At 65.9% G+C, this 26,874-nt stretch carries 20 protein-coding genes and 2 pseudogenes; 10 read left to right on the forward strand and 12 right to left on the reverse strand.

The window, feature by feature from the left end:
• Nucleotides 1-69 precede the first annotated feature (69 nt).
• The 3 genes and pseudogenes from KRR39_RS26365 to KRR39_RS20350 form a co-directional block, all read right to left on the reverse strand.
• Nucleotides 70-192 (reverse strand): annotated as a pseudogene (locus KRR39_RS26365) (hypothetical protein); the annotation flags it as partial.
• A 13-nt stretch (nucleotides 193-205) separates the two neighbouring features.
• Nucleotides 206-1,015: pseudogene (locus KRR39_RS26665) on the reverse strand (TnsB C-terminal domain-containing protein); the annotation flags it as partial.
• On the reverse strand, nucleotides 1,012-1,923 hold the full coding sequence (locus tag KRR39_RS20350) for a hypothetical protein (protein WP_216939226.1): 912 nt from the start codon (nucleotides 1,921-1,923) through the stop codon (nucleotides 1,012-1,014). The gene KRR39_RS20350 and the pseudogene KRR39_RS26665, both read right to left, overlap by 4 nt.
• A gap of 311 nt (nucleotides 1,924-2,234) precedes the next feature.
• On the opposite strand from KRR39_RS20350, the gene KRR39_RS20355 reads away from it, so the two are divergent.
• Both KRR39_RS20355 and KRR39_RS20360 read left to right on the forward strand, forming a co-directional pair.
• The gene (locus KRR39_RS20355; RefSeq protein WP_216939227.1) at nucleotides 2,235-2,618 is read left to right on the forward strand and encodes a hypothetical protein; all 384 of its coding nucleotides are present in this window, start codon (nucleotides 2,235-2,237) and stop codon (nucleotides 2,616-2,618) included.
• Between the two features lie 153 nt (nucleotides 2,619-2,771).
• Nucleotides 2,772-3,140 (forward strand): hypothetical protein, encoded by a 369-nt coding sequence (locus KRR39_RS20360; protein WP_216939228.1) that lies wholly within the window; start codon nucleotides 2,772-2,774, stop codon nucleotides 3,138-3,140.
• A gap of 585 nt (nucleotides 3,141-3,725) precedes the next feature.
• On the opposite strand, the gene KRR39_RS20365 is transcribed toward KRR39_RS20360, so the two are convergent.
• Together KRR39_RS20365 and KRR39_RS20370 are read right to left on the reverse strand one after the other, a co-directional pair.
• On the reverse strand, nucleotides 3,726-5,960 hold the full coding sequence (locus KRR39_RS20365; RefSeq protein ID WP_216939229.1) for a hypothetical protein: 2,235 nt from the start codon (nucleotides 5,958-5,960) through the stop codon (nucleotides 3,726-3,728).
• A gap of 241 nt (nucleotides 5,961-6,201) precedes the next feature.
• Nucleotides 6,202-7,176, reverse strand: coding sequence for a hypothetical protein (locus KRR39_RS20370; protein WP_216939230.1), 975 nt, complete (start codon nucleotides 7,174-7,176; stop codon nucleotides 6,202-6,204).
• A gap of 463 nt (nucleotides 7,177-7,639) precedes the next feature.
• Here KRR39_RS20370 and KRR39_RS20375 point away from each other — a divergent pair, with 463 nt between their 5' ends.
• From KRR39_RS20375 to KRR39_RS20410, 8 genes are all read left to right on the forward strand, one after another.
• A complete protein-coding gene (locus tag KRR39_RS20375; RefSeq protein WP_216939231.1) occupies nucleotides 7,640-7,936 on the forward strand; it encodes a hypothetical protein in 297 nt (98 codons plus the stop codon).
• Nucleotides 7,917-10,121 (forward strand): DEAD/DEAH box helicase, encoded by a 2,205-nt coding sequence (locus KRR39_RS20380; protein ID WP_216939232.1) that lies wholly within the window; start codon nucleotides 7,917-7,919, stop codon nucleotides 10,119-10,121. Before KRR39_RS20375 ends, KRR39_RS20380 begins: the two co-directional genes overlap by 20 nt.
• A 40-nt stretch (nucleotides 10,122-10,161) precedes the next feature.
• Nucleotides 10,162-12,870 carry a helicase-related protein gene (locus tag KRR39_RS20385; RefSeq protein WP_216939233.1) on the forward strand — a complete coding sequence of 903 codons (2,709 nt, stop codon included), beginning with the start codon at nucleotides 10,162-10,164 and terminating at the stop codon, nucleotides 12,868-12,870.
• A 333-nt stretch (nucleotides 12,871-13,203) separates the two neighbouring features.
• Nucleotides 13,204-15,453, forward strand: a complete 2,250-nt coding sequence (locus tag KRR39_RS20390; protein ID WP_216939234.1) for a helicase-related protein — start codon at nucleotides 13,204-13,206, stop codon at nucleotides 15,451-15,453.
• Entirely contained in the window at nucleotides 15,350-15,748 is a 399-nt protein-coding gene (locus KRR39_RS20395; RefSeq protein ID WP_496113267.1) for a DUF8741 domain-containing protein, read from the forward strand. The genes KRR39_RS20390 and KRR39_RS20395 overlap by 104 nt, the downstream gene beginning before the upstream one ends.
• A gap of 44 nt (nucleotides 15,749-15,792) precedes the next feature.
• Nucleotides 15,793-17,529 carry a DNA methyltransferase gene (locus KRR39_RS20400; RefSeq protein ID WP_216939236.1) on the forward strand — a complete coding sequence of 579 codons (1,737 nt, stop codon included), beginning with the start codon at nucleotides 15,793-15,795 and terminating at the stop codon, nucleotides 17,527-17,529.
• Nucleotides 17,492-19,681, forward strand: coding sequence for a hypothetical protein (locus KRR39_RS20405; protein WP_216939237.1), 2,190 nt, complete (start codon nucleotides 17,492-17,494; stop codon nucleotides 19,679-19,681). The genes KRR39_RS20400 and KRR39_RS20405 overlap by 38 nt, the downstream gene beginning before the upstream one ends.
• A gap of 142 nt (nucleotides 19,682-19,823) precedes the next feature.
• The gene (locus KRR39_RS20410; protein WP_216939238.1) at nucleotides 19,824-20,801 is read left to right on the forward strand and encodes a 5'-nucleotidase; all 978 of its coding nucleotides are present in this window, start codon (nucleotides 19,824-19,826) and stop codon (nucleotides 20,799-20,801) included.
• 309 nt (nucleotides 20,802-21,110) lie between these two features.
• Here the strand turns inward: KRR39_RS20410 and KRR39_RS20415 are convergent, their stop codons facing one another.
• From KRR39_RS20415 to KRR39_RS20445, 7 genes are all read right to left on the reverse strand, one after another.
• A complete protein-coding gene (locus KRR39_RS20415; protein ID WP_216939239.1) occupies nucleotides 21,111-21,698 on the reverse strand; it encodes a DUF3618 domain-containing protein in 588 nt (195 codons plus the stop codon).
• On the reverse strand, nucleotides 21,674-22,096 hold the full coding sequence (locus tag KRR39_RS20420; RefSeq protein ID WP_216939240.1) for a phage holin family protein: 423 nt from the start codon (nucleotides 22,094-22,096) through the stop codon (nucleotides 21,674-21,676). Before KRR39_RS20420 ends, KRR39_RS20415 begins: the two co-directional genes overlap by 25 nt.
• Entirely contained in the window at nucleotides 22,093-22,818 is a 726-nt protein-coding gene (locus tag KRR39_RS20425; protein WP_216939241.1) for a hypothetical protein, read from the reverse strand. The genes KRR39_RS20420 and KRR39_RS20425 overlap by 4 nt, the downstream gene beginning before the upstream one ends.
• A 305-nt stretch (nucleotides 22,819-23,123) precedes the next feature.
• On the reverse strand, nucleotides 23,124-23,891 hold the full coding sequence (locus KRR39_RS20430; protein ID WP_216939242.1) for an alpha/beta fold hydrolase: 768 nt from the start codon (nucleotides 23,889-23,891) through the stop codon (nucleotides 23,124-23,126).
• A 48-nt stretch (nucleotides 23,892-23,939) separates the two neighbouring features.
• Complete coding sequence (locus KRR39_RS20435; RefSeq protein ID WP_216939243.1) at nucleotides 23,940-24,827, reverse strand: fructose bisphosphate aldolase; 888 nt, start codon at nucleotides 24,825-24,827, stop codon at nucleotides 23,940-23,942.
• 137 nt (nucleotides 24,828-24,964) lie between these two features.
• Nucleotides 24,965-25,861, reverse strand: a complete 897-nt coding sequence (locus KRR39_RS20440) for an ornithine cyclodeaminase family protein (RefSeq protein ID WP_216939244.1) — start codon at nucleotides 25,859-25,861, stop codon at nucleotides 24,965-24,967.
• Nucleotides 25,858-26,874 carry a proline racemase family protein gene (locus tag KRR39_RS20445; RefSeq protein WP_254185297.1) on the reverse strand — a complete coding sequence of 339 codons (1,017 nt, stop codon included), beginning with the start codon at nucleotides 26,872-26,874 and terminating at the stop codon, nucleotides 25,858-25,860. Before KRR39_RS20445 ends, KRR39_RS20440 begins: the two co-directional genes overlap by 4 nt.

Below are 26,874 nucleotides of genomic sequence, written 5' to 3' on the forward strand. Positions count from 1 at the left end.
CTCGGCGTCGTCAGCGGCCCAGCGGGCGAACGGCGTCTGCCCGTCCAGGCTGCGGTGCGGGCGCTTGAAGTTGTACTTGCGTAGCCACTTCGCTGCCTTGAGTTGGACGGTCGCGAGGGGGGAGCACCTGGTCGGCGGGGGACGGAACTGACGCTGTGCGGGGGTCGCTCGGCGTCCACTTCTTCCGGTCACGGCCCTCGATGAACGGCACCAGTTCTTCTTTGATGGTGCGGTGCCACCGCTCGATCATGCCGTTCTGGTTCGGGTGGTACGCCTCGGCGTACTTGCGGCGGGTGCCTTCCTTGAGTAGGCCGACGGTCATGGCGCGCGAGACCAGGTCGCCACCCCTGTCGGACCGGATCACCACCGGTTGTCCGCCGACCCGGACCTCATCCTCGATCCAGCCGACTCCGGCGACCGCGATGGTCTCGACGTCTTCCTCAATGCTCGGCGTGTACGGGCCGACGGTGCAGGCGAGGATCATCCGGCTCGCCGCATCGATGATCGTCGTCATCCATGGCTTCTCGATCGTGCCGTCTGGCATCAGGCACCAGATCTGCAACTTGGTGTGGTCCATCGCCCACTCGTCATTGATGTGCTCGTAGTGACGGTCCAGCGTGGGCAACCCGGCGCGAAGCGCCTCGTAGCCGCCACGAGCCCCCGCAAGAACGCGCTGGTCGTAGTGCTTCTCGGCGTAGCGCTGCATGGTGCGGACGTGACAACCGGGGTCGTCACCGCGCTCGGTCAGGGTCTCGTGGATACGTGCAATGGACCCCTGCCCACGGACGAGCATCTCCGTGAACTCTTCGTTCGGTTCCCAACGGTCACGCGGCTTGTGCACGTATCCGCGCGCCACCATCCGGCGCACCGTCCGCTCGTGAACCCCCATCACCTTGGCTGCACGCCGGACGTCCTCGTTGGACACCTCGTCCTCGGTGTCCTTGATCCGCAGGAGCGTGGCAAGGACTGCTTCCTTGAGATCGGGTGCGGTCCCCGTGACTGGCGAGAGACTCATGAGAGGCCGCCTGCCGTCGGACGGGTGGGGTTACCGCGACGCGGGCTGATCGGAACGGGAAGCCCGACGGACGGAACCAGCCGAGCCAGCCGCATCACGTCGATGGGAACCAGCCGCGTCCCGACGAAGTGGTCGCCGAAGGTCGCTGCACCGGCGACTGAGTAGCGACGGGCCTGGGCGACCCACCCCTTCGGCATCACGGTGGCAACCCGAGAAGTCTTCAACTCGTCGAACATCACCGACCCGTCCACGGTGTGGAACCAGGCGACATCGACACGACCGCCGCCCTCGGTGTCGTACTCGACCCCGAGCACATTCCAGGGATCGACCGGCGCGAGCCTGGTCAGGTAGCGGAACGCGAGCCCGGACGCTTCCGTCGCGATCACGCGACGCCGGTTGGGGTTGGCGTTCACGAGAGCCTCCGAGAACGCGAAGAGCCGTTCGATGAGGTTCTCGGGGTACTGGTTGTTGACCCGCAGCCCGACGTGGGCCGCGACCAGGGCGTGAGTGAGAACTCCGACGTCAGAAGCACCGGTTCCCGAAACAGGGGACCGCAATGGCAGTGACGGCATCAGAACTCCTAGGGAGCCTGACCCGCCGCGCGAGGGCAGCGGGCTAGATGAGCCCGTCGATGAGGACCGGGCAGACGAGCGGGGCGCTGCGTCTGACGCCGTCGAGGTCGTGCATGACTGCTCCTGTGCTGTCTTCGACCCCTCATCGACGGTGGTTGCCGTCTTGATCGGGAAGACAATCACACGGCTCCGACAGTCCTCACTCAACGAGCCATCCTGCACATCGTCGAAGAGGTCGACGGTCACCTCAGCGGAGGTGCGCGCAGTGAAATCGACGTGCACGACACGGGCATCGTTGTCGGCTGTCGAGTCGTTGAATCCGGAGTCCTTGGGCATAACTCAAGGCTGGATTCTGGCTCTGACACGTCCTGGGGGCTCCGGACGAACACCGCCACTTCTTCGTACCGACGCGCGCACGGACTGGTATACATACGCGCAAGCACAAGGCACGACTTCAGACGTCTAGACGTCCCCTTGGGGCCGGACGGAAACCACATTCAGATAGGGACACAATCGGTCCCGATCACATCACCGGGGGCAAAGTGTCAGACCCAGATCGAGTCCTTCCCCGCCCGCGTCGCATGCGGCGCTACCCGAATACCGACGTACTCCTCGAAGGCTCGGGCCCCCGGAACACCACTCTGAAGATGACCGAGGTTCTTGCAAAGGACTTCCGCCTGACCCCACGTCCCAGTCACAAGAAGGTCAGCCCCGAAGGGGACTTCTACTACTGGTGCCTGACCTGTAACTACTGCCAACCCGGACAGGCAGCACTGTGCCCACGCGACAAACGCGAGTACGACCGGAAACGCAAAGCAATCGAACGCGAAGCCGCTCGCCTTGACATGCGCGTTGACAAAATCGTCCTACGTCGAGTCCACGACCGTGCCGACCGCACGTACCGAGCCAGATCCGAACTCATCGAAGCGATCAACGCCAAGGCCCCCTTTGAGGACCAGCAGCGGGCACTCCTCACCTTCACCAGGCACCTGCTCAAAGTGATCGAAGATCTCCCGAAGCCCCGTCCATGACCGCGAACAGAGACAGCCGAGTCGGAAATCTCTCGTCCCTCGGTGCGTATGCGAGAGCGCGATCCACAGGTCTGACCGCGAGGCCTGCTCTTCGCCCACCTCATATGTCACCATTTCCCGCATACACGCCTGCGGGCGAGCAAGGGGGAAACGATGGCGAGCCAGAAGACGTACTACGAAGCCATGCAGAGCGCAGTCGATGCCGCAACGGTAGACGCCGACGCCCCTCACGATGAACGCGTTACCTTCGACCGCCATACCCTGGACCGGGTAATGCGCCTCTACAAGGAGCCGGGCGGCGAAATGAAGGCTCGGTTCGCCTGGCGCGACCTCCTCAACGCCATCATCGAAAGACGCGACGCCGAGGCCGGTCTGGCGCTGTGGACTCTGCGCGACCGACTCACCGGGTCAACCGGACGTAGGTATGAGGAGACTGTCAACGGACTCCTCGCCAAGCCCGACGCACCACGGTCCCCAGACGACCCCGATACCGACCTCACCTGGCTTTGGCCCGAAGGGTGACAGAGGAGAACGCGGAGCCCCGCACCTCGAAGCCAGTGACCGCTGACCCTTCAGCGCCGCGAACCCCGTCCCCTCGTCGCTTCTCCCGACTCGACGAAGTTGCCGACATGTTCTCCACCAGCACCATCCAGATCCTCGCCCTCATCCGTCGCGGTGAACTCCGGGCCATCCAATCGGCGGTCGAGGCCAATGGCGCATCGAACAGACCATCGAGGTAACCGCCGGTACCGGCGCAGCCAGGTCGCAGTGGTCGCCAACGCTCGTTTGGTCCGTTGGCACCACCTGAACTTCGAAACCGACCGCCCTTCCTGGGTTGCCCGGTGCCCTGGTGGACCTGGACCGGTGAAGGCATCGCCGGGCTCTGGGCCATCAGCCTCTACCGCATGAGCCAAGACTGACCGCTCGGAAAGCGCTTGCGCCCTCGCTGAGGTGAACCGGGAGGCGGGCCGATACGTGGTTGCGCGCGGGGAGTCGCGAGTCGGCGCGGGGTGCTGTTGCTTGTCAGCACCGCAATCTGGATAGGACATCAGTGCCCTGCCGTGAACTCAGGGAAGTGCCGCGCGTGTTGTCGCCGCCGTCGATTTCCTATATAAACCCGACGGTCCCGAGAGCGTAAGCCAGATCGGGTGCGTCGAGAGGGTGACCGTGTTCAAGGCTCTTGATAGACAGCACGCCGTCGGAGGTGCGGTCTGGATGGAAGGTGGACCAGGTGTTGCAGCGCGGACAGTCACGACCTATTAGGTATGGGCGAAGCAGGTGCAGATTTCCCTGACCGTCAGCGACATACAAACTTCCTTGCTCAAGGTCGCTACGGGCTTGTTGCATATGTACGAAGGGCACGACTGGGTGGTCACCCATGAGGCGTCGATAGGTGACATCGGTTATTCCCGAGAGGGAGTCATAGCGGACATCGCTGACGTGGATCAGCGGTAAATCCGTGAGGAACGAGGCACTCTGGATGAGCATCTGTAGGTCTGCGAACTCTTCCTCCACCATCGCACTGAACTCGGCGTCGGTGTAGCGGCGGAGATGGGCCTGGGCCTGGCGACGGCTGCTGAGACGGCGTCGGGGGCCTGCCGTGGTCTCCGACAGCAGACTGCGAACTTCGCCCAGCGGCTGCTCATCGGGAAGTCGACGAAAGGCCCTACCAGAGATCTCTTCGAGGACTGCAACCCAGTCACCTAGTCCCGGACCCGAGCGCCCGGACGAGAGTTTCTCCTTGATCGCTTGGGTCGCTCCCACCGGGAGCCCCGCATGTCGCGCCATGACGAGACCGATCATGGCGCAGTAGCAAAGCAGCACCTCGTAGGTCTCCAGGATCGCTTCGTGGGTCTGCCGTAGATCTGCTCCAGTGCGAAGCGCTTCAAGAGTGCGCCAACGATATGCAATGGGATAGGGATAGCGAGTACGGACCCGATAGTCGGGATCGTCCACGAGTGCTGCGGCCTCACCCTTGAGACGGAGGGTTCTGCCCCGGTCAACTAGTCGGGCGCGCGCATCTCTTGATGAGTCGCTGTCGAACGTTGCGAGCAGAAGGCGCTCTGCCTCTCGCGCCCAGTCTGTGAAATGTTGTGAGGCGCTTGCCAAGTCGTCAAGTGCGGCGGTCAACGCCGCGTCTGGCTCTGGGAGCGGCAAGTCTCGCAACGCCGCCGAGGTCAGTCTCATCGTGACGCCACGAGCAGCGGTGAGCGCCGCTGCGAGTTCGGATCGGAGGAACAGGACGATCATTTGCCGATGTGCTGTTGTCAGCGGACGTTTGGGACGTAGGGCGAGCACGCTTCGACCCACGACCGCAGGAAGGTCCAGTGCCTGCACCTCCGCAACTATGTGGCCCGTAGAGACGGATGGACGCCTTATGGAACGAATGAGGAACTCCCCCACGCGGAGAGGTTCAGAAGCGCCCGCGTGTACCCACATCGTGTCTGGATCGATAGCCGCGATGGTGCCGTCCGCTAAGACATCGCGCCCGTCCAAGAACCGGGTCGCGCCCGGTTCAGTCGACTCGCACGGCCCGCCTACAAGCGCCCCGAGAGTCGGAAGGGGTGAAATGACGTGAAAGAGGTCTTCGAGTGCCTCGGTCGCTCCGAACCCCGCCAACTCGGACTGGCGGCGGAGAATATCCGGATCATGCCTTTCAAACGCCAGACTTTCACCTGGTTCCAGCGAGCGACGGACAACGTAGCCATGCTCACCGCGACCTCCCTCCCTCTTCAGGAGTCGTCGGAAGTCGTCGCGAACCGATTCCGGGTTCGGGCCTCGCGGTATGCGAAACATCTTCAAAGGTAGGTCTGGGCCTCCGTGACACAGCAGGAGAAAGCGCACAGACACTGACGTGTGCACTGACTCAAGGGCACCCGAGGCTTCGATGACCATTCGGGGCTTCCACTGGGAGAGCATCTCGGCCCGAAAGCGTTGGCCACTGGCTGAGGTCAGCGTGGACATGGGGACTATGAGTCCAAGGAATGTCTCCCGTCCCTCGGGTGCATCGACAGATAAGGCGATGGACTCTTGAAGGTCAGGTGCCCGAGCAGACTTACCGTCGCGGTTCAGGGGAAGACCCCTTCCCCAGGGCGGGAAGAACAGCACCGGACCTTCGAGCAACGCGGCGTTCGAGAGAGAGGGAAGGTCTTCCAGAGGCCCCGACCGTGAGTTCAGATCCTCCAAGGAGTTCGGGAGAGTCATACGCCCAACTCCGTCGGTATCCGTCCCGTTCACACGAAGTAGCGAAGGCACGCTGTCGGAGAACTCCGCGAAAGTCTGAAGGATTAGGTCTGCGAAGAGGTTGCCCTGCCGTTCAATCCCGCTCGTGCTTGGGTGCATTCCGTCGTCCGATCTGGAAACTACCGTCGTTACTGCGAGGACGCTACGGTGACAAGTCCGTTGGGGAGCAGAATCACGGGAAAGCCATTTTCGGGGCTGAATATGGTCTGCTTTTAGGTTGCAGCCCCTTAGCCGCCCGCGATGGGTTGCGCGCGGTCACCTCTCTAAAATCCATCAGAGCAGTTGGTCAAAGATCAGCCGACGAGGACCCAAGTCCTGCAGCAGGGACCCATGAACCCGGTCAGTGGGCTGCCGCCTGGATCGCCTTGCTGGAGCGCTCCGCCGCTTCGATGGAGGGCTCGGTCAAGAGTTGGTCGAGGAGCGCCCAGATACGCCGAGCCCGATAGATTTTCCCGGTCGGGATCGCCGGGACCGGGATGTCCGGGCCGAGGTCGTAGACCACGTGCGGGACACCGTCTGGTCGGGTGGGGGCTTCGGGGCCGCCTGGGATGTCGGGCCAGCGGTCGCCGAGCGAGGGTAAGACGGTCGAGGACACGACCCGGTTGACCTGCTGCAACTTCCCGTCCCACCGAAACCCCATCAGTACCGGTGGGCGTCGGGGCCAGTTCTTCCCGAACGGATGGAAATAGGCCCGCTCGGTGGTCACGTAATCCCGGAAGGTGCGGTCGCCGAACCGGTCCTTAGAGACCGAGACGACGTAGACCCACTGATCGTTGTACGCCCGCACTGCGGTGGCTCCCTTCAGGTAGGTCTGCAGTTGCGTGAGCCAGACTCGTTCTGCCCCGTTTCGGGTGTCGGCGAGCGCGCTGCCCAGGTCCGTGCGGACCTGGTCCCAGGGCAGGTGCCGGACCGGCACCCCGTCCACGTCGATGGGGAGTTCGCGGGCGGCCCAGGCGAGCGAAGAGTCCGAAAGGGAGACCAGCAGGGGGACGGTGACCCCGGCGAACCGTCCGACGTAGCGGGTCAGTTGTGCCTCGCCCGGTTGCAGCCAGCCCTTCTTGGCCTCGACGATCAACAGCACCTCCGTGCCGGTGTCTGAGGTCAGGCGCAATTCCAAGTCGGTGCGGCCAAGGTCGTCGGGCGTCTCTAGGGCGACCTCGACCTGGGTTGGGTCCCCGGGGAGCCCGAGCCGGGACCATAGCGCTCGCCGCAGCGCCGGGGAGACGGAGAGGGTCCAGCCCAGCGAGGCTGTCAGGTCGACCTCGTCCCGACCGATGAGGTCGAGGACCGAGGTGATCTCGTGCTGGTACCGCATCAGCGACTGTCCCGACGGGTGGGCTGGGGGATGGCGGAGTAGGGGCTGAGGCATGGTCCCCTCAGTATTGGTGCCGCCAGCCTGGTTCGCAGAAGAACACTTCGTCCGCTCCGTCGCGAGGATGCAGTTGGCTGACGGATGGGGCTCGGCAACGAAGCCTCGTTTTGCCGCTTTCTCGATCCGCCATCCACCCCGGGACACCTCGTTCATCACGAAGACGTGTCCGCTCACATTGCGCCAGCGAGCCGCCCGAGCCGAGTCGCGTCGGCGGGCAGGCCCTGGAGTCGTCCGGAGTGCCGGAAAATGCTACGACCTGTCCATGTGGACAAGTACCGTGCAACCAGTTAAGAACTCAACGGGGGCGGTTCGCCGGAGTGGAAGTCACAACTTCGGTGAAGCGAGAAGGTTGCCGATATCCCTCCAAGTGCTAAGCCGGTAGATGGAGCGAGGGACAAGGGAACTGATGGACGTTTTCAAGGTGCGCGACGAGGTCATCGACGACTACCGCGCGTTCACTCAGGGCTTCCTCACCATCAGGGACACCGAGATCCGCGAGAAGGTGGAGTCCGACATCGACTCCGGCCTTCTCTGGCCAGAGCCGTGGCTGGCTTTGAACCCCTCCTTCGAGACCGGCGGGTCCGTAGATGACCTGGTCGACCAAGGTGCCCTTGCCGAGACGACCGCGAAGGTGTTCCGAATCAAGGAGCACGAGGGGGGACCCGGGCGCTCGACCCATCACCTTGCACGCACACCAGCGTGATGCGCTCGCGGTGGCGGCGTCGGGCGAGTCCTATGTCCTTACGACCGGCACGGGGTCGGGTAAGTCGCTGACCTACTACATCCCCATCGTTGATCGGATCGTCCGTGAGGGCTCTGGGAAGGGCGTTCGCGCGATTGTCGTGTATCCGATGAACGCGCTGGCGAACAGTCAGTTGGAGGAACTGAAGAGGTTCCTGCATCGAGGGTTCGGTGGAAAGTCGCCGGTGACGTTCGAGCGCTACACCGGACAGGAGAGCCGGGAGAAGCGCGACGAGATCCTCAAGAACCCGCCGGACATCATCTTGACCAACTACATGATGTTGGAACTGATGCTGGTCCGTCCCCAGGAGCGGAAACTCATCACCGCGTCCAAGGATTTGTCGTACCTCGTGCTCGATGAACTCCACACCTACCGTGGGCGGCAGGGCTCCGACGTAGCGATGCTGGTGCGTCGGCTCCGGCAGGCCACGGGGGCGGCGAACATCCAGTGCATCGGTACTTCCGCCACGCTCGCCGGACCCGGGACATTGGCCGAGCAGCGGATCGAGGTTGCCGCCGTCGCGTCTCGTGACTTCGGTGTCGAGGTCAAACCCACCTCAGTCATCGGCGAGACTCTGCGCCGGGCTACGAATGGAGCGGTCGACAAGGACGCGCTTCGCCAACGGATCCATGCTGCGCCGCCAACCACCTACGCCGACCTCCACGTCGACCCCCTTGCCGTCTGGATCGAAGACACGGTCGGCATCACCGAGAAAGAGGGCAGGCTCGTCCGGGCACAGCCACGGACACTGGAGCAGGCCAGCCGCCAACTCGCGGACCTCACCGGGGCTGACGCTGGGGAATGTGCCGCCGCGATCCGCGCGACCCTCATGGCTGGCGCAGGCGACGACGCGGTGGACCCGTCCACGGGCAAGCGCCTGTTTGCGTTCAAACTGCACCAGTTCATCAGCCGAGGTGACACGGTGTATCAAACCCTTGCCGTCGGTGAGGACCGCTGGTTCACGACCAAGAAGCAGATGTTCAAGCCGGGCGACCCTGGGAGCCTGCTTTTCCCGCTCGCGTTTTGCCGTGAGTGCGGACAGGAGTACCTCCTCGCTGCGCTCGATGACTCTGCCGGGTACCCGAGGTTCGTGCCCCGTGAAGAACGAGACCAGTCCGGGGAGAAGAAGACCGGGTACCTGTTTCTGTCCGCGAGCGAGTCGTGGCCCGAGAAGTCCGACACTCTCGCCCTTGCCGACCGGGTCCCCGAAGCATGGGTGACGGGGACCGGCGACGAACGACAGATCGCTGCCGACCGTCGCGACCTTCTGCCTGACGTGAAGCAGGTCGACCGCAGCGGAGCCATCGTGGATGCCGGTGGTGTCTCGGCGGCGTACCTGGACAAGTTTCGGTTCTGCCTCAACTGCCGCACCGTCTACGAGTCCGCTCGCGGTAACGACTTCGCGAAACTCTCCTCGCTGGGGTCCGAAGGGCGTTCTTCGGCGACCACCGTGTTGTCCGCTTCCATCGTGCGCGCCCAGCAGAAGGAAGTCGGCATCGCTGACGCAGCCCGCAAGGTGCTGACGTTCACCGACAACCGGCAAGACGCCAGCCTGCAGGCCGGACACTTCAACGACTTTGTTCTAGTGGGCCAGACCCGTGCCGCACTGCATCGCGCTGTTCGTGACCATCAGGACAAGACGGGAGGCCCGCTAAATCACGAGGACCTGCCCGCCGCCGTGGTCGCCGCGCTCAACCTCGACCCGACCGAGTACGCCAAAGAACCGGGTGCCCGGCTGACCGCTGAACGCGCCGCGAAAGCGCTACGGGAGGCGGTCGCCTATCGCGTGTACGCCGACCTGTCACGCGGCTGGCGCATCACCATGCCCAACCTTGAAGAGACGGGCCTGTTGCACGTCGCCTACGCCTACGTAGGTGAACTCTCCGCCGACAGCACCAGGTGGAGCAGCGACACGTGGTCCCAGATGCCCGACGCGCTCGCCGCTGCCTCCCCGGAATCGCGTCAGAAGATGATCGTCGCGCTCTTAGACGAGATGCGTCGCAACCTATGCGTACGCACTTCCTACCTGACCGAAGAGGGCAGCGAGCGCATCAAGAGCCTGTCCGAGGCGCACCTCATCTCACCCTGGGCACTCACAGACGACACCCCGGCCCGGTCTGGCACCGCGTACCCCCCGGTCCCGTAGGAAGGGCGACCGATCCGTTACCGACCTATTCATCTCCGGCTTGTCCTCCTACGGGCGGTGGCTGCGGAACCGGTCCGGACTCAAAGCCCTCGACGGCACCAAGTTGTCGGTCCAAGACGCCGAAGACACGATCCGCGCCATTCTCGAAGTGCTCAAGACCGAAGGGCTCGTGGAGAAGGTCGACGACCGGCCCGGGGAAGTCCCCGGCTTCCAGATCAACGAAGCCGCCCTGCAGTGGGCTCCCGGCGACGGCAGCCGCCGCACCGTAGACATCCTGCGCGTCACCACCGACGACGCCGGAGGGCGCGTCAACCCGTACTTCCGCGACTTCTACCAGACCCTCGCGACCAGTCTCGGCGGACTCACAGCAGCCGAGCACACCGCACAGGTCCCAGCCCAAGTCCGTGAAGGACGCGAGGAAGCGTTCCGAAAGGGTGACCTTCGGGTCTTGTACTGCTCACCCACGATGGAACTCGGCGTCGACATCTCCACCCTGAACGCCGTCGGCATGCGCAATGTGCCGCCCACACCCGCCAACTACGCGCAACGGTCCGGACGGGCAGGTCGTGCCGGTTCCCCAGCACTCGTGGTGACCTATTGCGCCACCGGATCCGGGCATGACCAGTTCTACTTCCGCCGCTCAGACCTGATGGTCTCCGGACAGGTCGCGCCACCGAGGCTGGACCTGTCCAACGAGGACCTCATCCGTGCGCACGTACACGCCATCTGGCTCGCCGAAACCGGACAGGACCTACACGGGGCGATGCAAGACATCGTTGACCTCGATCAAGACACCCTGCCGTTGCTCCCGTCCATCGCTGCCTCGCTTGCCGACGAGGGAGCCAAGAAGCGGGCCGTGTCCGCAGCGAACGCAGTGCTGTCCGGCACGAGCGAGGTCACGTCGGCGGCGTGGTGGAAGCCCGGCTGGCTAGAAGACGTGGTGCGGCAGTCCCCAAGCCAGTTCGACCGGTCCATCAACCGGTGGCGCGGCCTGTACAAGAACGCCCAAGCCGAGGCACTCCGACAGACCGAGATCGCCAACAACCTGTCAGTCACGCCCGGTGAACGCAACGCCGCCAAAGCCCGTCGCCGCGAAGCCGAGTCACAGATCGAGTTGCTGCGCGGCGGAGGAGACGACCGCAACCAGTCCGACTTCTACCCCTACCGCTACCTCGCCTCCGAAGGGTTCCTGCCGGGCTACTCATTCCCAAGGCTCCCACTCGCGGCTTTCATCCCAGCCGGTCGCAAGACCAAGGCCGGGGAAGGCGACTACGTACAACGGCCCCGGTTCCTCGCCATCACCGAGTTCGGGCCGGGCGCGTTCATCTACCACGAAGGTGCCCGCTACTCCGTACACCGTGTACAAATCCCGGTCGGCTCCGACCCGTCCGGTGGACCGCTCTTGGAATCCGCGAAGCGATGCACCGCCTGCGGCTACCTCCACAAGCCCTCCGGCGACGGCGACGGCCTCGAAATCTGTCAGCGGCCCGGTTGCGGCGCTGACCTGGGGGCTGGCCACGTCGGGAACCTTCTGCGCATGCAGACCGTCATCACCCGCCGCCGCGACCGCATCTCCGCCGATGAGGAAGAACGACACCGGTCCGGATTCGACATCGAGACTGCTGTCCGCTTCGAACCGCACGGGGAACGGTCAAGCCACACCGTCGTCACGGTCCGTGACGCCGCTGGTGATGTCGTCGCCACGCTCACCTACGGCGACACCGCCCTCATCCGGCGTATGAACATCGGCTTTCGCCGCCAGAAGGTCAAAAACGGGTTCCCGCTCAACCTCCAAGACGGACGGTGGGGAAAGAACGCCGACACCCCCGAGGCACAGGCAAAGGAAATCGACGCCGGGGGAGAGTCCGTCTCCGCAGGCAAAACTACGGCTCTCGTGATCCCCTACGTCGAAGACCGCTGCAACGCGCTCCTAGTCGAGTTTTCCAACCACCTCTCGGATGAACAGAAGATCGCCGTCCAATACGCGTTGAAGCGCGGTATCGCCATCGCGTTCCAGTTGGAAGACAACGAACTCGCCGTCGAACCTCTACCAAGCCCTGCCGACCGCAACCTGCTGTTGTTCTACGAAAACAGCGAAGGCGGAGCAGGGGCCCTGCGCCGGTTCGCCATGGACACCCACTCCTTCCGCAACGCGGTCACTGAAGCACTCGACGTCTGCCACTTCAATCCCGAGACCGGCGAAGACCTCAACCACGCGAAGCACGCCATCCGTATCGGCTCCACCAAGCCAGAGCGCTGCGAACGAGCGTGCTACGACTGTCTGCTGTCGTACGGCAACCAGCCCGACCACCTCGCGCTCGACCGACACAAGGCCAAGGACGTCCTGGTGGGTCTCCGCGACGCCACCCTCGAAGTCGGGGCCGGTGGACAGTCACGACAGGAGCAGTACGAAACCCTCCTCGCGGAGTCCACAACCAGCGCCGAAACGCACTTTGTGGAGTGGCTGTTCAAGCGCGGCTACCGGCTCCCGACCCATGCCCAGTATCGAGTCGCGGACGCCGAAGCCCTGCCCGACTTCGTTTATGCCGATAGAGACGTCCGAACCGCCGTCTATGTTGACGGACCTGTCCACGAATACAGCGACGTGGCAGCACGCGACGCCCAAGTGGAGAAGCGACTGCTGTCCAAGGGCTGGTTCGTGGTCCGGTTCGACATCAAGAACAACACCGCGTGGGACCAGCAGTGCATGGACCTGGTCGACGTGTTCGGACAAGGAGACACTCTGTGACGACCACCCCGGTGGCATCCCGGTTCACCGAGGGGACCCTCGTGGCCTCCCGCGACCGGGAATGGGTCGTCGTCGACGCATCCGACCCGACGTTCCTTCTCGTCCGTCCGCTGGCGGGCGCTGATGAGGACATCTCGGCACTCATGCCTGCCCTCGAAGAGGTCACCGAGGCCACCTTCCCGCCTCCCACCGTGGAGGACCTCGGGGACGGGACTGCCGCCCGCTTGCTGCGCGACGGTCTCCGGATCGGATTCCGAGCCTCCGGGGGGACCGTTTCGCAGCCTCGCCGGGCTCGCTGTCACCCCACGTGCCTACCAGTACGTGCCGTTGCTCATGGCGCTCCGCCAGGGCGGTGACGCGGTACGGCTCCTCATCGCGGACGGCGTCGGAATCGGCAAGACCGTGGAAGCCGGACTCGTCGCCGCCGAACTCCTCGCCCAAGGAGAGGCCAGGGGTCTGGCTGTGCTCTGCAGCCCGGCGCTGGCTCCGCAGTGGCGCGAGGAACTGCGGGTCAAGTTCAACATCAACGCCACCCTCGTCCTGCCGTCGACCGTGAACCGGCTAAACCGGGGGCTGCGCATGGGAGAGTCCCTGTTCGACCGCCACCCTTACGTCGTCGTGTCCACCGACCTCATCAAGCAGCGCAACTACCGCGACGACTTCGCCCGAACTTGTCCCAACCTTGTCATCGTCGACGAAGCCCATACGTCCGTCACCGCTGGGGGAGCGAACTCCCGCAGCGGCGCGACCCTGCGTCACCACCTTTTGCAGCGACTCGCCGCCGACCCCAAGCGGCACATGCTGTTCCTCACCGCCACACCTCACCAGGGTGACGACCAAGGCTGGAAAGGCCTCCTGGCGCTCCTCAACCCCGAACTGGAGCACCTGCCGTCCGACCTGTCCGGTGCCCAACACGACGACGCCCGACGCGAACTCGCCCGCTACTTCGTTCAACGGCAACGCGGAGACATCGCTGACTTCCTTGAAGACACGGTCTTCCCGGATCGGGCCACCACAGAAGAGACCTACAAACTGCACCCCGAGTACCGGGCATTGCTGGACCGGGTCCTGGACTATGCCCGCGAGACCGTCAGCGACGACGCCATTGCAGGAACCGTCCGCCAGCGGGTCCGCTGGTGGTCCATGGTCGCCCTGCTCCGCTCGCTCGCATCCAGCCCCGCTGCTGCCGCGACCACGCTGCGGAACCGTGCCGCCACCGCCGAGGCAACCACCGACCAGGAAGCCGACGAGATCGGACGCAACCTGATCCTTGACGAGGACGACGACGCCTCCACCGATGCAGACGACATCGCCCCCGGCGCAGACGACACACCCACTGGCGCTCCCGCCACGTCAACACGCCGCAAGTTGCTGGAGTTCGCCCGCCAGGCCGACGCACTGGTCGGCACGCAGAAGGACACCAAACTCGCTCGCCTCACCGAGATGGTGAAACGGCTTCTCGACGAGGGCTACCAGCCGATTGTCTTCTGTCGGTACATTCCCACCGCTGAATACGTCGGTGAACACCTCCGCAAGGCGCTGGCGAAGACGGCTCGCGTCGAAGCGGTCACAGGCACCATGCCTCCCGAAGCGCGAGAAGCAGCCGTCGCAGACCTCGGCACTCACGACGGCCCCCACGTCCTCGTCGCCACCGACTGCCTGTCCGAGGGCGTGAACCTGCAGGATTACTTCAACGCCGTCGTCCACTACGACCTCGCCTGGAACCCCACCCGACACGAACAGCGAGAAGGTCGCGTTGACCGATTCGGACAACGCGCCGAGACGGTCCGTGCGATCACCTACTACGGGGTCGACAACCCCGTAGACGGCGTCGTCCTCAACGTTCTCATCCGCAAACACGAAGCCATCCGCAAGTCCACCGGCGTCTCCGTGTCACTCCCCGCCGACTCCGCACTCGTGATGCAAGCCGTCTTCGAGGGCCTCATTCTTCGACGCGGCGACGACGCCCAGGAAGCCCTTTTCGACCTCCCCGGCTTCGACAGCGAAGAAGAACTCTTCGACACCTGGCAATCCACAGCCGAACGCGAGAAGCGGTCCAGGTCCCGGTTCGCCCAACACGCCCTGTCTCCGGCTGCGGTAGGCGAGGAACTCAAGGAGGTCCGTGCCGCCCTAGGTGGACCAGCCGACGTGGACAACTTTGTTCGCAACGTCCTCGTTCGCCTCGGAGCGAACCTTGTCGAAACGGGGGGAGGGATTCACCGCCACCGTCGCCACCCTCCCGAGGGCGCTTCGCGACATGCTGCCCATCAAGCCCACCGACGCGACCATCACCTTCGTTCGCGACCTCCCGGCCCCCGTCGGTGCCCATGTGCTGACTCGCACCGCCCCCGCCGTCGAGGCGCTGGCTTCCTATGCCCTCGACGCAGCGTTGGACCCGCTCCTTGCCCCGGAGTTCCGTCCCGCCCGGCGCTCCGGCGTCATGCGTACCACCGCCGTCACCGACACCACCACACTCCTGGTGACTCGCATGCGGTTCCACGCCACGATGCCAGGACGGGACAGAGACGTTCCCATGGTCGTAGAAGAGGCACACCTCGCCGCGTTCACCGGTACTCCGGATAACCCGACGTGGCTCAGCGACGAAACCGTGGCCGACCTGTTGAAGGCGACCCCCGCCGGGAACATGCCTGAGTCGATGGGGAAGGCATTCATCACCCCAACGCTCGATGCCCTCAATCAGGGGCATCTGTTCGCCCACCTGTCAGATGCAGCCGATACAAAGGCACAGGAACTCGACGACTCGCATCGTCGGGTTCGACAAGCCGCAGGAACCCTCGTCCGTGGGCTCCGGGTCACCGCCCAGAAGCCCGTCGACATTCTCGGCGTCTACCAGTTCATCCCAGGAGGAAACGCATGAGTCGCCTCACTAGCGGTGGCGCGACTTACCCGACCATCAATACGGTGGGAGCGCTCCTCCCACCCGATCTGCTAACTCGGCTCGCCAACAGCGAACTCGAACACCTCAAGCCCAGCACCTACGGGCTCCCCGAGTCCTTCACGCTTCGGCAGGCAGCCGCCCGTGCATGGGAACTGTTGCTCCCCACCTACCGGTCCTTCCAGACGCGACTAGCCGCAATGACGGACAGCGACCCCGCCACCGTCGTCACCCGCGACCGGTGGACCAGCGTTCTCCTCCGCGAACTGGGCTACGACCTCACCACAATCCCGAACATCCAGATCGAGGACGACACGTTCGACGTTCGCTACCTCGACGGCCACGTCCCAGTTCACCTGCTTGGCTGGAACGTCGACCTCGACAAACGAGCCTCCACCAACGTACGAGGAGCATCCCGTAGCGCTCCGCACTCGCTCATCCAGGAACTACTCAACCGCACCGACAAGCACCTATGGGCCATCCTCACCAACGGCAAACGCCTCAGGCTCCTGCGCGACAACATTGTCATGGGCCGACCCGCCTACATCGAATTCGACCTCGAAGGCATGTTCACCGGCGAACAGTTTGCCGACTTCGCCATCCTCTACGCACTCGCCCACGCCACCCGACTCCGCTCCGAACAGCCTGCGGACTGCATCCTCGAACAATGGCGAACCGCCGCCATCAACGACGGCACCCGAGCGCTCGATCACCTCCGCGACGGCGTTGTCGAAGCCCTCAAGAGCCTCGGTACAGGCTTCCTCGAACACCCAGACAGCGCCGCCCTCCGCGACCTCCTCCGGGGTAACCACGGTGCGAGCGACGACTACTACCGCTGGCTCCTCCGCCTTGTTTACCGGCTAATCTTCCTGTTCGTTGCTGAGGATCGCGATCTGCTCCACCCTGAAGACACGCCCACTGAAATTCGTCGGCGGTACGCCGACTACTTCTCCACACAGCACCTGCGCGAACTTGCGACTCGTCGCCGGGCCGGACGACACACCGACACGTGGGCAGCCCTCCGCCTTGTGTTCGACGCACTCGGGAACGACGGCGAACCCGGCCTCGGGCTGCCCGCCTATGGATCCGACCTCTTCAATGCAGGCTTCATCGGCACCCTGAACGACGCCAAGATCAGCAACGAGCGGCTAATGGACGCGGTCCGTTCGCTCTCCCAACTTCCCGACCCGGGGACTGGCACGCTGCGACCCGTCGACTACAAGAACCTTGGCTCTGAGGAACTCGGATCCGTTTACGAAGCACTACTCGAATACGTCCCGACAGTGGGAGACGACGGGGCATTCAACCTAGGCGTGCAAAGTGGGAATGCCCGCAAGACCAGCGGCTCCTACTACACGCCCACGGAACTCGTTGAACTCCTCCTCGACGAGTCACTCGACCCAGTCCTGGACGAGGCGAGCGCGGCAGAGAACCCCATCGAGGCACTCCTCGCGATTACCGTGTGCGACCCCGCATGCGGCTCCGGGCACTTCCTCGTCGCGGCAGCGCGACGAATCGCTCGCCGACTTGCCATCGCGCGCACTGGAGACCCCGAACCCACCCCGGATGCCATGCGAGAAGCCCTCCGAGAAGTTGTCGCGCACTGCATCTACGGCGTCGACCTCTCGGACCTCGCCGCAGAACTCGCCAAGGTGAGTCTCTGGCTCGAATCGCTGACACCAGGGAAGCCGCTCGCATTCCTAGATGCCCACATCAAGGTCGGGAATGGCTTCATCGGAGCATCCCCCCGCGCTACTCGCTGAAAACATCCCGGACGACGCATTTACGCCGGTGCACGGAGACGACCAACCGTGCGACATCTGCTCCGCAGCAGGCAGCGCGAAGTGCAACCACAAATGGTCATCGATAGTCCGAAAGCACAATCAGTCGGAGCGCCAGAACGCTGGTGAGCAAACGCTGTTCGGCGTCCACGGTGTGCGCATCGACAACGCCGCACTCGCCGCCGCACTCGACGACATCGAACACCAGAATGCTGACGACATCGCTAGTGTGCGCGCCAAGGCAGACGCGTGGCGACGCCTCGACAACAGCACCGAACTGCGCCGCGCACGAACCGTGGCTGACGCGTGGTGTGCCGCGTTCATGTGGACACTCAATCGTGACGCCATCCAGCCAATCACCCACGAGGGTCTGCTCGCGCTCCAAGGCGACCCTGACCTCGTACCTCTCGCCGCCCAGCGAGAGGTCGTTGCACGCCTCGCTCGCAAGTACCGGTTCTTCCATTGGCACCTTGAGTTCCCACAGATCTTCCGAGCCACCGGTGGTGCGGAGGCGGGCACGCAAGGTTGGTCCGGTGGATTCTCGCTTGTACTTGGGAACCCGCCGTGGGACCGGGTGAAGGTCCAGGAACCTGAGTTCTTCAACGCTGCCGGACGGCCCGACATCGCCAAGGCGACTGGAGCCAAGCGGCGAAAGATGATCGAGGCGTTGTCTGCGGAGGATCCGCCACTCTTCGATGCTTACTCAGCAGCGCTGCAGGAGGCCGAGGCGACCGCCTGCTTCCTTCGCAATTCTGGGCGTTTCCCGCTTGCGGGCGTTGGTCGCGACATCAACACATCCTCGATCTTCGTGGAGTCCTCCAGCCAACTAATCGCCCCGACGGGTCGGTTGGGGCAAGTGGTCCCATCGGGCATCGCCACGGACGACACAACGAAGAATCTCTTCGCCGAACTGTCAGACGGGCGGCTCGTCACGCTGCTCGACTTCGACAACCGGAAGGGGATCTTCCCTGCGGTTCACTCAGCAACGAAGTTCTGCGTTCTGATAGCCAAGGGAACGCGTGACAGGATGGCGAAGGCGCGTTTCGCGTTCTTCCTCCAAGAGCCCAAGGAAGCCAAGGATCCGTCCCGTTGGATCCCCATGAGCGCCAGCGACATCGCTCTTATCAACCCCAACACGCGGACCTGCCCCATCTTTCGGACGGTCCGACACGGCGAAATTGCCCTGGACGTTTACCGAAGGCACGCCGTGTTGTCCGGGCCAGAGGCAACGCGCGAACCGAACGGATGGGCGTTCACCACGCGGCCTGGCCTTTTCCACATGGGCAACGACTCCGCCCTGTTCACGGAAGATGCCGACGCCCCCGGTAACGTCCGCCTGTACGAGGCGAAGATGGCTCACGCTTACGATCACCGCTGGGCAAACCTCGCGGGCGTCTCCGAGGCCCCAAATCGCAGCGACCCCAAGGATTTGGCTCAACCACGCCATTGGGTCAGCCAACGCGAGGTGAAGCGTCGGATCGGTGCCGAGGTGCCCTTCCTTACAGGCGTTCGTGATGTCACCAACTCCACGAACGAACGCACCTTGATTCCGCTGGTGTTGCCGCCAGAGGGGGTCGGACACAACATCACGCTCTTCCAGGTCCGCACCCACGCCCTATCGCTTGTGGCTTGCTTCGCCAGCCTGGCGTGCGACTTCATGTCCCGGGTGAAACTGGGCGGAACACACATGAGTGCCTTTGTGCTTCGCCAACTTCCCATTCCCTCACCGCAGACCTTCGACGAGCCCTGTCCATGGGATTCGCAACTGACCCTCGCAGAGTGGATCCGACCACGCGTCCTCGAACTCCTTTGGACCGCCGAGGACCTCAACGGACTGGCGATGAGCGAGAACCTGTCAGGGCAGCCGTACGTGTGGGATTCGGAGCGCCGTCGCACGTTGCGAGCCGAACTCGACGCCGCCTTCATGCATCTCTACGGACTGCGTCGCGACGAGGTTGACTTTGTGCTCGACGACTTCCCCATTGTGCGCAAGGCCGAAGAGAAGCAGTACGGACGGTTCGCGCTGAAGGAACTCATCCTCAATCTCTACGAGGACATGGCGCGGGCTTCGGCAAGCGGACAACCCCTGAAGTCTTCGCTTACTCCTCCGCCCGGCGGCGGGCCTCAAAACTAGGCAAGACGTGGTTCTGTCCCCAGGTGTGCCAGTGAGCCGTCCAATCGTCCGCGTCGCAGTCGAGTAGCGGAGCGGGTGGGGCAATGCGTGCTAGTCCTGAGCACGAGGACGAGTGTTGAGGGACCTAGGAGAGGCCATAGGCATGCCGTACGACCTGAAGGACCGACTCGTAGTCGGGATCGCATCAAGCGCGCTCTTCGACCTCGCAGAATCGGACAAGATCTTTCGCACTCAAGGCGAACAGGCATACCGGGACTACCAGGAAGAGAACCTCCATACCCCGCTCGCCCCGGGGATGGCGTTCTCCTTTATTCGACGACTCTTGTCGATGAACGACCTGAGCGACGACCTGAGCGACCCGCTCATAGAGGTGATCGTCATGTCACGCAACGACCCAGACACCGGTCTCCGAGTCATGGAGTCCATCGAACACTACGAACTTGCGATCACCCGGGCGATCTTCATGCAAGGAAAGGCCCCCTACGCTTACATCCCCGCCCTCAATGTCTCCCTGTTCCTATCCGCCGATGAAGCAAACGTGCGCGAAGCCAACCATGCGGGCCACCCAGCAGGACGCGTCCTGCCCTCCGCCATGGTTGACGACGATGACGACCATGACCTCCGCATCGCCTTCGACTTCGATGGAGTCCTTGCAGACGATGAGTCTGAACAGGTCATGCAACGAGGCGGGCTCGCCAACTTCCACGAACACGAGACCGAAGAAGCGGTCTCGGCCCACAACCCAGGGCCGCTCCAGCCGTTTCTCCTCAGGATCGCTCGCATTCAAGAGCGCGAGCAGGCCCTTAGGCTCAAAGATCCGACCTACCGCGTACGCCTTCACGTCGCCATCGTCACCGCACGAAACGCGCCCTCGCACAAGCGAGCCATCGGCACCCTCAAGCAATGGGGGGTGATGGTCAACGACGCGTTTTTTCTCGGCGGTATCGACAAGAACGCGGTCATCAGCGTCCTACGCCCTCACATCTTCTTCGATGACCAGCGAGGTCATCTTGAATCCACCTCCGAGTCGGCCCCATCCGTTCACGTGCCCTTCGGAGCCCTCAACGAGAAGACCGAAATGTGGGAACCAAGCGACGAACCGGCGGAGGGAGACGACTAAGCGTGACTCTCGACGCCACCGGACACTTACGGAACGATTGCCTCCGTCCTAGCCAGGCGGGTCTACGGTCGACTGGTCAAAGGGCACTTCGAAGATCTGTGGCACGTCACCGAGACTACCGATTTGGCCTGTGGATAAGTGACACGACCTGTCACCGGTGACGCCCTGTGTCGCGACCGGTGACAGTCTGGCGTCGCCCTACACCGCGACCCCGCGGGCGACGTCGAGGTCCTGGTGAGTCGAGTCCGGCCTGGTACGCCAGAACCCCCGACAGCGCGGCTGTCGGGGGTTCTGTGCTGCGCGTGAGGGTCAGCTCGGAGTGGCTTCGTCCTTGACGTTCTGCGCCGAGGACTGCCCTTCCTCCTTGACGTGCTGCGCCGACTCCTGCGCGGTCGACTTGAGCTGCTGCGCCGAGTCCGCGGCGGACTGCTTGAGGTCGCCGGCCAGGTCCTGGCCCACCGACTTGGCCTCGTCGACCAGCGGCTGGCCCTGCTCCTTGGCCACCTCGGTCAGCTTCTGAGCGGCCTGGCTCTCCTTCTCGCTGGCCGGGATCAGCGCCGAGATCAGCATGCCGGCGCCGAAGGCCACGAGACCCGCGGCCAGCGGGTTGCCCTGCGTGCGTGACTCGATGGTGTCGAGCGCGCCCGTCGCACCGTCGGCCACCGAGCCGGTGGCGCTGGACGTGGAGCCACTCAGCCTGTCGCCGGCGTGGGAGGCCGAGCCCATCACCTTGTCCCGGACCGAACCGATCCGGCCCTTGGCCGCCTGCTTGCGACGGTCCATCACCCGGGCCGGGCTGACCTTGTCGGTCAGCTCGTCGATGTCGCGGGTCAGGTTCGAGCGGGTGGCCTCGATGTCGGCCGGGGTGGGGGTCAGCTCTTCTGTGTTTTGGCCCATTGGACGTCCTCCTTGAGAGTCTGCTGCGTGGTGGGGAGTTGCGGGTTGGCTTCCTTGATCTCCTTGCGTCCGCGCGACGCCAGGACAGCGGCAGCGGCACCCCACAGGAGTGCCACGATCAGCGCCGCGAGCTCGACGGGCATCCAGTTGTCGAGCAGGTACGTCAGGGCGAAGGACAAGAAGAAGAGCGCGAAGTGGCCCGCCAGCCCGGCGCCGCCGAACATGCCAGCGCCCTTGCCCAGCTTGGAGACCTCTTGCTTCATCTCCGTCTTGGCGAGCTCCATCTCCTGCTTGATCAGCGTGCTCATGTCCTTGCTGATGTCGCCGACGATCTCGCCGACCGAGCGGGTCTCGCCCGGTCGGTCCGTCGGGGGACCGTACCGGTCAGCCGTGCTCATGAAAGGCCGCCGGTCGAGCGGGTCTCGGCCCAGGTCGTGTCTCCGGCCACGGAGCCGGCCGGGTTGGGGAGGCCGGCGTCCGCGTCGGGGTAGACCGGCGTCGACTCGGGGACTCCGGTGCCGGCGAGCGGCGTGCCGGCCGAGGTGCCGTAGCCCGCGGGCTGGACGGCAACCGGGGCGGTGCCGCCGTACGTCGCGCCGCTGCTGCTGGAGCCGTTGCGGGCGTCCTTCGCGCCGCGGGTGAGCCGACCGGCGACGACGCCGGCGGCCAGGGCCCCGAGCAGGAAGGTGCCGGGCTTGCGGCGGGCGTAGCTGCGGACCTCGTCGAGCAGGTCGCGGGGCTCGCGTCCGTCGATCCGGGACGAGAGACCGCGCACCCGGTCGGCCGCTTCGCGGGCCAGGTTCGAGGCGATGCCCTGGTCGGTCTGCGTGGCCATCTTCTCGAGGTCGTCCCCGACCGACTGCAGCGTGTCGACGAGCCGGTCACGCTGGGTCCTCGACTGCTCCTCGACCTGCGTGGTGGCCTGGTCGAGCAGGTGCGTCACCTGCGTCTGCGCCTCGGACGCGACCCGCTGGGCCTCGTCCTTGGCGACGCCGGCGACGTGCTTGCTCTCGTCCGCGGCGGTGCCGGCGGCCTGCTGAGCCTGGTCCTTGGCGCTCGTCGACGAGGAGCTCTCGCCGGCGGAGCCGATGGGTGTGTCGTACGGGTGGTCTACCGACATGAACGTGCTCCTTCTGTTGGTCGTTCCGGTCGCGCTGTGCGCGGAGGTGGTGTCCAGCACGACGACGGCGGACGAACTCCTCGTCGTCGGGAAAAGCTGCTCGTCGCCCCTGTCGCTGTCAGTGGCCGACGTCCACGGCGTACCCGGTCCGTCGCGTCCCATACCGGTCCACCGGCGAGTGTCTTACGGTGTAAGCGGGGCGTTTGACGCGGTCCCCACGGGGCACTAGGGCGGGCTGCCCGGGCCCGCTCCGGGACGAGGTCGGCACGGCGTCCGGCAGGCGCGCCTGCCGTCAGCGGGCGCCGTCAGTCCGCGCGCCCCACCCGCGCCAGCCACTCGGCGACGAGGGCGCGCAGCAGGTCCGGCTGCTCGTGGGGCAGTGCGTGCCCCGCGTCGTCGACGACCGCGAGCGAGGCGTGCGGGTAGTGCTCCAGGAGGCCGGCGGCCGCGGCGTACCCGACCGTCGAGTCGAGCCGCCCGGCCACCACCAGCGTCGGGCCCGGGTACGCCGGTCCCCGGCCGGGGGTGAGCTCCCACCGCTCGCCGATCCGGCCGAGCGCGGCCTGGTCGACGAGCGCGGCCGCCGGCCGGACGTAGCGCTCGTAGCGCTCCAGCATCTCGGGGGTGTGCACCACGAAGTAGCCGCGGAACTCCTCGTCGCCGATCGCCTCCGGCCCGGTGACGACCCGGTGCTCGGGGACCTCGCGCAGCCCGGGCAGCAGCGGACAGACCAGCGCGAGACCGGCGACCCGACCCGGCTCCCGCGCGGCCATCGCCTGCGCGTAGTAGCCGCCCGCCGAGTGACCGACCAGGAGGTACGGCGCCCCGTCGGCGACCTCGGCGGCGAAGTCGAGCAGCGTGTCGAGGACGTCGTCGGCGCTGCGCAGCCGGTCGGGGGCCGGTGTCCGGCCCGTCCCGGGGAGGTCGGGATAGATCCGCCGGAACCCCGCGACACCGTCGAAGGCCGGCTCGAAGCACGCCTCGGCCTCATGGTGGTCCACCCCGGCGCCGTGCAGCACCAGCACCGGCCGACCGGCACCGTGCTCCGCGTGGTGCACCCCGCGCGTCCCCATGCGGCACATCTAGCCACGTGCAGGCCGCTCCGGTCCAGGGCCCAGGTGTCAGGTCGACGAGGCGGCGTAGATGCCGGCGATGGAGGCGTCGAGCGCCGCGTCGAACTCCGCGTCGCTCAGGGAGACGGTCAGTCCTTCGGTGAGCGCCCGAGAGAAGCTGGCGATCACCCCCGGGTTCCTCGTGAGGCGTGCGTTCGCCTCCGCGCGGGAGTAGCCGCCGGAGAGCGCGGCCACGCGCAGCACCCGCGGATGCTCGAGCAGCTCGCGGTGGTAGCCGTCCTGCTCGGGGAGCGTCAGCTTGAGCATCACGTCCTGTCCCGCGCCCAGCCCGTCGAGGTGCGAGAGGAGTGCGTCCTTGAGGAGCTTCTCCGTCGCCGCCTTCTCCGGGCTGTGGATGTCGATCTCGGGCTCGATGACGGGGACCAGGCCGGCCGCCAGGATCTGCCGCGCGACCTCGAACTGCTGGGCGACCACGGAGCTGACGCCGGTGTCGTCCGCGGTCAGCACCACCGAGCGCATCTTGGTCCCGAAGACGCCGTGCCGCTTGGCCCGGTCGAGCAGCCCGTCGAGGCCGGGGATCGGCTTCATCAGCCGTGCGCCGTCGGCCTCGGGCTCCAGGCCCTTGTCCACCTTGAGGAGCGGCACCACGTGCTTCTGCGTCCAGAGGTACTCCGCCACACCCCTGCCGCCGATCTCCCGGTCCATGGTCTGCTCGAACAGGATCGAGGCCAGGATGCGCTCCCCGTCGAACACCGGGCTGGTGATGATGCGGGTGCGCATCTCGTGGATCAGGTCGAACATCTCGGCCTCGCCGGAGTACGCCGTCTCCTCGACGCCGTACAGCCTCAGCGCCTTCGGAGTGCTGCCCCCGCTCTGGTCCAGGGCGGCGATGAAGCCCGTCCCGGTCCTGATCCTGCTCAGCATGCGCTCGTCCACCCGACGTCCTCTCCGACGACGGACCACCGCTGTGGCCGTCTCCGCCCCCGCGCTCCCTCCAGCCTCACTCTCCGACGGCGAGGCTGCGAGGGACGTTCGTCCTGACCTGCGGGCTCCACGGCCGACGAGGGCAGCCGTCAGCCGTCGCCGTGCTCGACGACCGCCGCCGCGACGACGAGGTCCTGCCACGACATCCCGACGCTCTTGAACACCAGCGGACGGTCGGCGGGTACGGCGGCCGCGCCGGTCAGCACCGCGCGCATCGGCACCAGGTCGCGCGGGGCCAGGGCGCCCTCGGCGATCGCCAGCACCACGTCGCCGGCCTCCCGCAGGGCGGTGGCGACGTCCTCCACCACGACCGTGGCCCGGCCCAGCAGCGCGGCGTCGAGCTCGCGGGCGTCCGGCTCGTGCGACCCGACGGCGACCACCACCGCGTCGTCGCGCAGCAGGCGGGAGTTCAGCACCGGCGAGCGGGCGGAGGTCGCGCAGACGACGACGTCGGCCGCCCGCACCGCCTCGTCGGCGGCCGGCGACCCCAGCGCCACCGCGGCGAGCGAGGTCCGGGACGGGTCGCGGACCAGGTAGGTGGACGACGCCAGCGGGCGGACCGCGGCCAGCGTCGAGACGTGGGCGGTGGCCTGCGGGCCGGAGCCGACGACTGCGACCCGCAGCGGCCGGTGCGGCAGCCGCTGGAGGACGGCAGCCACCGAGACCGCGGGCGTGCGCAGCGTGGTGAGGGCCGTCCCGTCGAGCACCGCGCGCAGCGCGAGGGTCTCCGGGTCGAAGAGCAGGTAGACCGCCTGGATGCGGGGCAGGTCGCGGGCCGGGTTGCCGGGGGCGACGGTGACGACCTTGACCCCGGCCCCGGTCGGCGCCTCCGACGGCATCAGCAGGAACTGGCCGCGCGCCAGGGCGACCGGCACGCGGGCCGGGTCGGCGGCCGGGTCGAGCCCGCGTCGTACGGCGTCGGTGAGGGCCCGGACCGCCGCGGCGGGTCCGAGGGCGGCGACGGCGTCCGCGTCGAGGTACCTCATCGCAGCTGGAACCCGGGGACCATCGGGTCGGACGGGTCGATGCAGAACTCGTGCTGCCCGGTGCGGTAGGCCGTGCCGGTGACCTGGGGAAGCACGGCGGGGCGGCCGCCGACCTCGACGGTGCCCAGCACGGTCCCCGTGAAGGTGCTGCCGACGACCGAGTCGTGCCGGAGCACGGTGCCGCTCGGCAGGCGGCCGTCGGCGGCGAGCACCGCGAGCCGGGCGCAGGTGCCCGAGCCGCACGGCGAGCGGTCCACCTCGCCGTCGGCGAAGACGGTCACGTTGCGCTGGTGCACCAGCCCCTCGGTGCCGCCGAGGTCGTCGAACCAGATGGTGCCGTAGACGCCGCTCAGCCGCGGGTCGCTCGGGTGCACCGCGTGCTCGGTGCCGTCCAGCGCCCGCCTGATCTCGCGGCCGAGCGCGACCAGCTCCCCGAGGTCGCCCGGTGTGACCGACAGTCCCACCTGGGCGGCGGGCAGCGTCGCGTAGACCGCCCCGCCGAACGCCACGTCCACCCGCAGCTCGCCGCGGGAGGTCGGCACGGCCACGTCGGTGGCGATGACCCAGCTCGGCACGTTGACGAAGTCGACGGACACCACCCGGGCGCGCTCGCGGTGCACGCGCGCGCTCACCCGGCCGGACGGTACGTCGATCACCACGTCCACGCTGCCGGTCTCCGGGGCCGCCACCAGCCCGGACTCCACGGCCCACACGCCGAGCGCCATCGTCCCGTGCCCGCAGGCGGTGGAGAAGCCGTCCTTGTGCCAGAACAGGACCCCCAGGTGGGCCGCGTCGTCGTCGGGCGGCACGAGGAAGCCGCCGTACATGTCCGCGTGACCGCGCGGCTCCGAGCACAGCACCCGGCGCAGGCCCTGGACCTCGGGATCCTCGATCGCCCGCGCCCGGCGCTCGGCCACCGTCGCACCCGGGATCGGCACCGGCGGGTCCACCACGATCCGGAACGGCTCGCCACCCGTGTGGTAGTCCGTGGTCGCGATCCTCGACGGCAGCAC

Origin of the sequence: Nocardioides panacis (assembly GCF_019039255.1) — a bacterium.
Classification (GTDB): Bacteria; Actinomycetota; Actinomycetes; order Propionibacteriales; family Nocardioidaceae; genus Nocardioides_B; species Nocardioides_B panacis.

Excerpts from the sequence above, each read along its gene's own strand:
- KRR39_RS20350 (WP_216939226.1), bottom strand. The coding sequence starts at position 1,923 with ATGCCCAAGGACTCCGGATTCAACGACTCGACAGCCGACAACGATGCC.
- KRR39_RS20355 (WP_216939227.1), top strand. The coding sequence starts at position 2,235 with ATGACCGAGGTTCTTGCAAAGGACTTCCGCCTGACCCCACGTCCCAGT.
- KRR39_RS20360 (WP_216939228.1), top strand. The coding sequence starts at position 2,772 with ATGGCGAGCCAGAAGACGTACTACGAAGCCATGCAGAGCGCAGTCGAT.
- KRR39_RS20365 (WP_216939229.1), bottom strand. The coding sequence starts at position 5,960 with ATGCACCCAAGCACGAGCGGGATTGAACGGCAGGGCAACCTCTTCGCA.
- KRR39_RS20370 (WP_216939230.1), bottom strand. The coding sequence starts at position 7,176 with ATGCGGTACCAGCACGAGATCACCTCGGTCCTCGACCTCATCGGTCGG.
- KRR39_RS20375 (WP_216939231.1), top strand. The coding sequence starts at position 7,640 with ATGGACGTTTTCAAGGTGCGCGACGAGGTCATCGACGACTACCGCGCG.
- KRR39_RS20390 (WP_216939234.1), top strand. The coding sequence starts at position 13,204 with ATGGCGCTCCGCCAGGGCGGTGACGCGGTACGGCTCCTCATCGCGGAC.
- KRR39_RS20405 (WP_216939237.1), top strand. The coding sequence starts at position 17,492 with ATGGCTTCATCGGAGCATCCCCCCGCGCTACTCGCTGAAAACATCCCG.
- KRR39_RS20410 (WP_216939238.1), top strand. The coding sequence starts at position 19,824 with ATGCCGTACGACCTGAAGGACCGACTCGTAGTCGGGATCGCATCAAGC.
- KRR39_RS20415 (WP_216939239.1), bottom strand. The coding sequence starts at position 21,698 with ATGGGCCAAAACACAGAAGAGCTGACCCCCACCCCGGCCGACATCGAG.
- KRR39_RS20420 (WP_216939240.1), bottom strand. The coding sequence starts at position 22,096 with ATGAGCACGGCTGACCGGTACGGTCCCCCGACGGACCGACCGGGCGAG.
- KRR39_RS20425 (WP_216939241.1), bottom strand. The coding sequence starts at position 22,818 with ATGTCGGTAGACCACCCGTACGACACACCCATCGGCTCCGCCGGCGAG.
- KRR39_RS20430 (WP_216939242.1), bottom strand. The coding sequence starts at position 23,891 with ATGGGGACGCGCGGGGTGCACCACGCGGAGCACGGTGCCGGTCGGCCG.
- KRR39_RS20440 (WP_216939244.1), bottom strand. The coding sequence starts at position 25,861 with ATGAGGTACCTCGACGCGGACGCCGTCGCCGCCCTCGGACCCGCCGCG.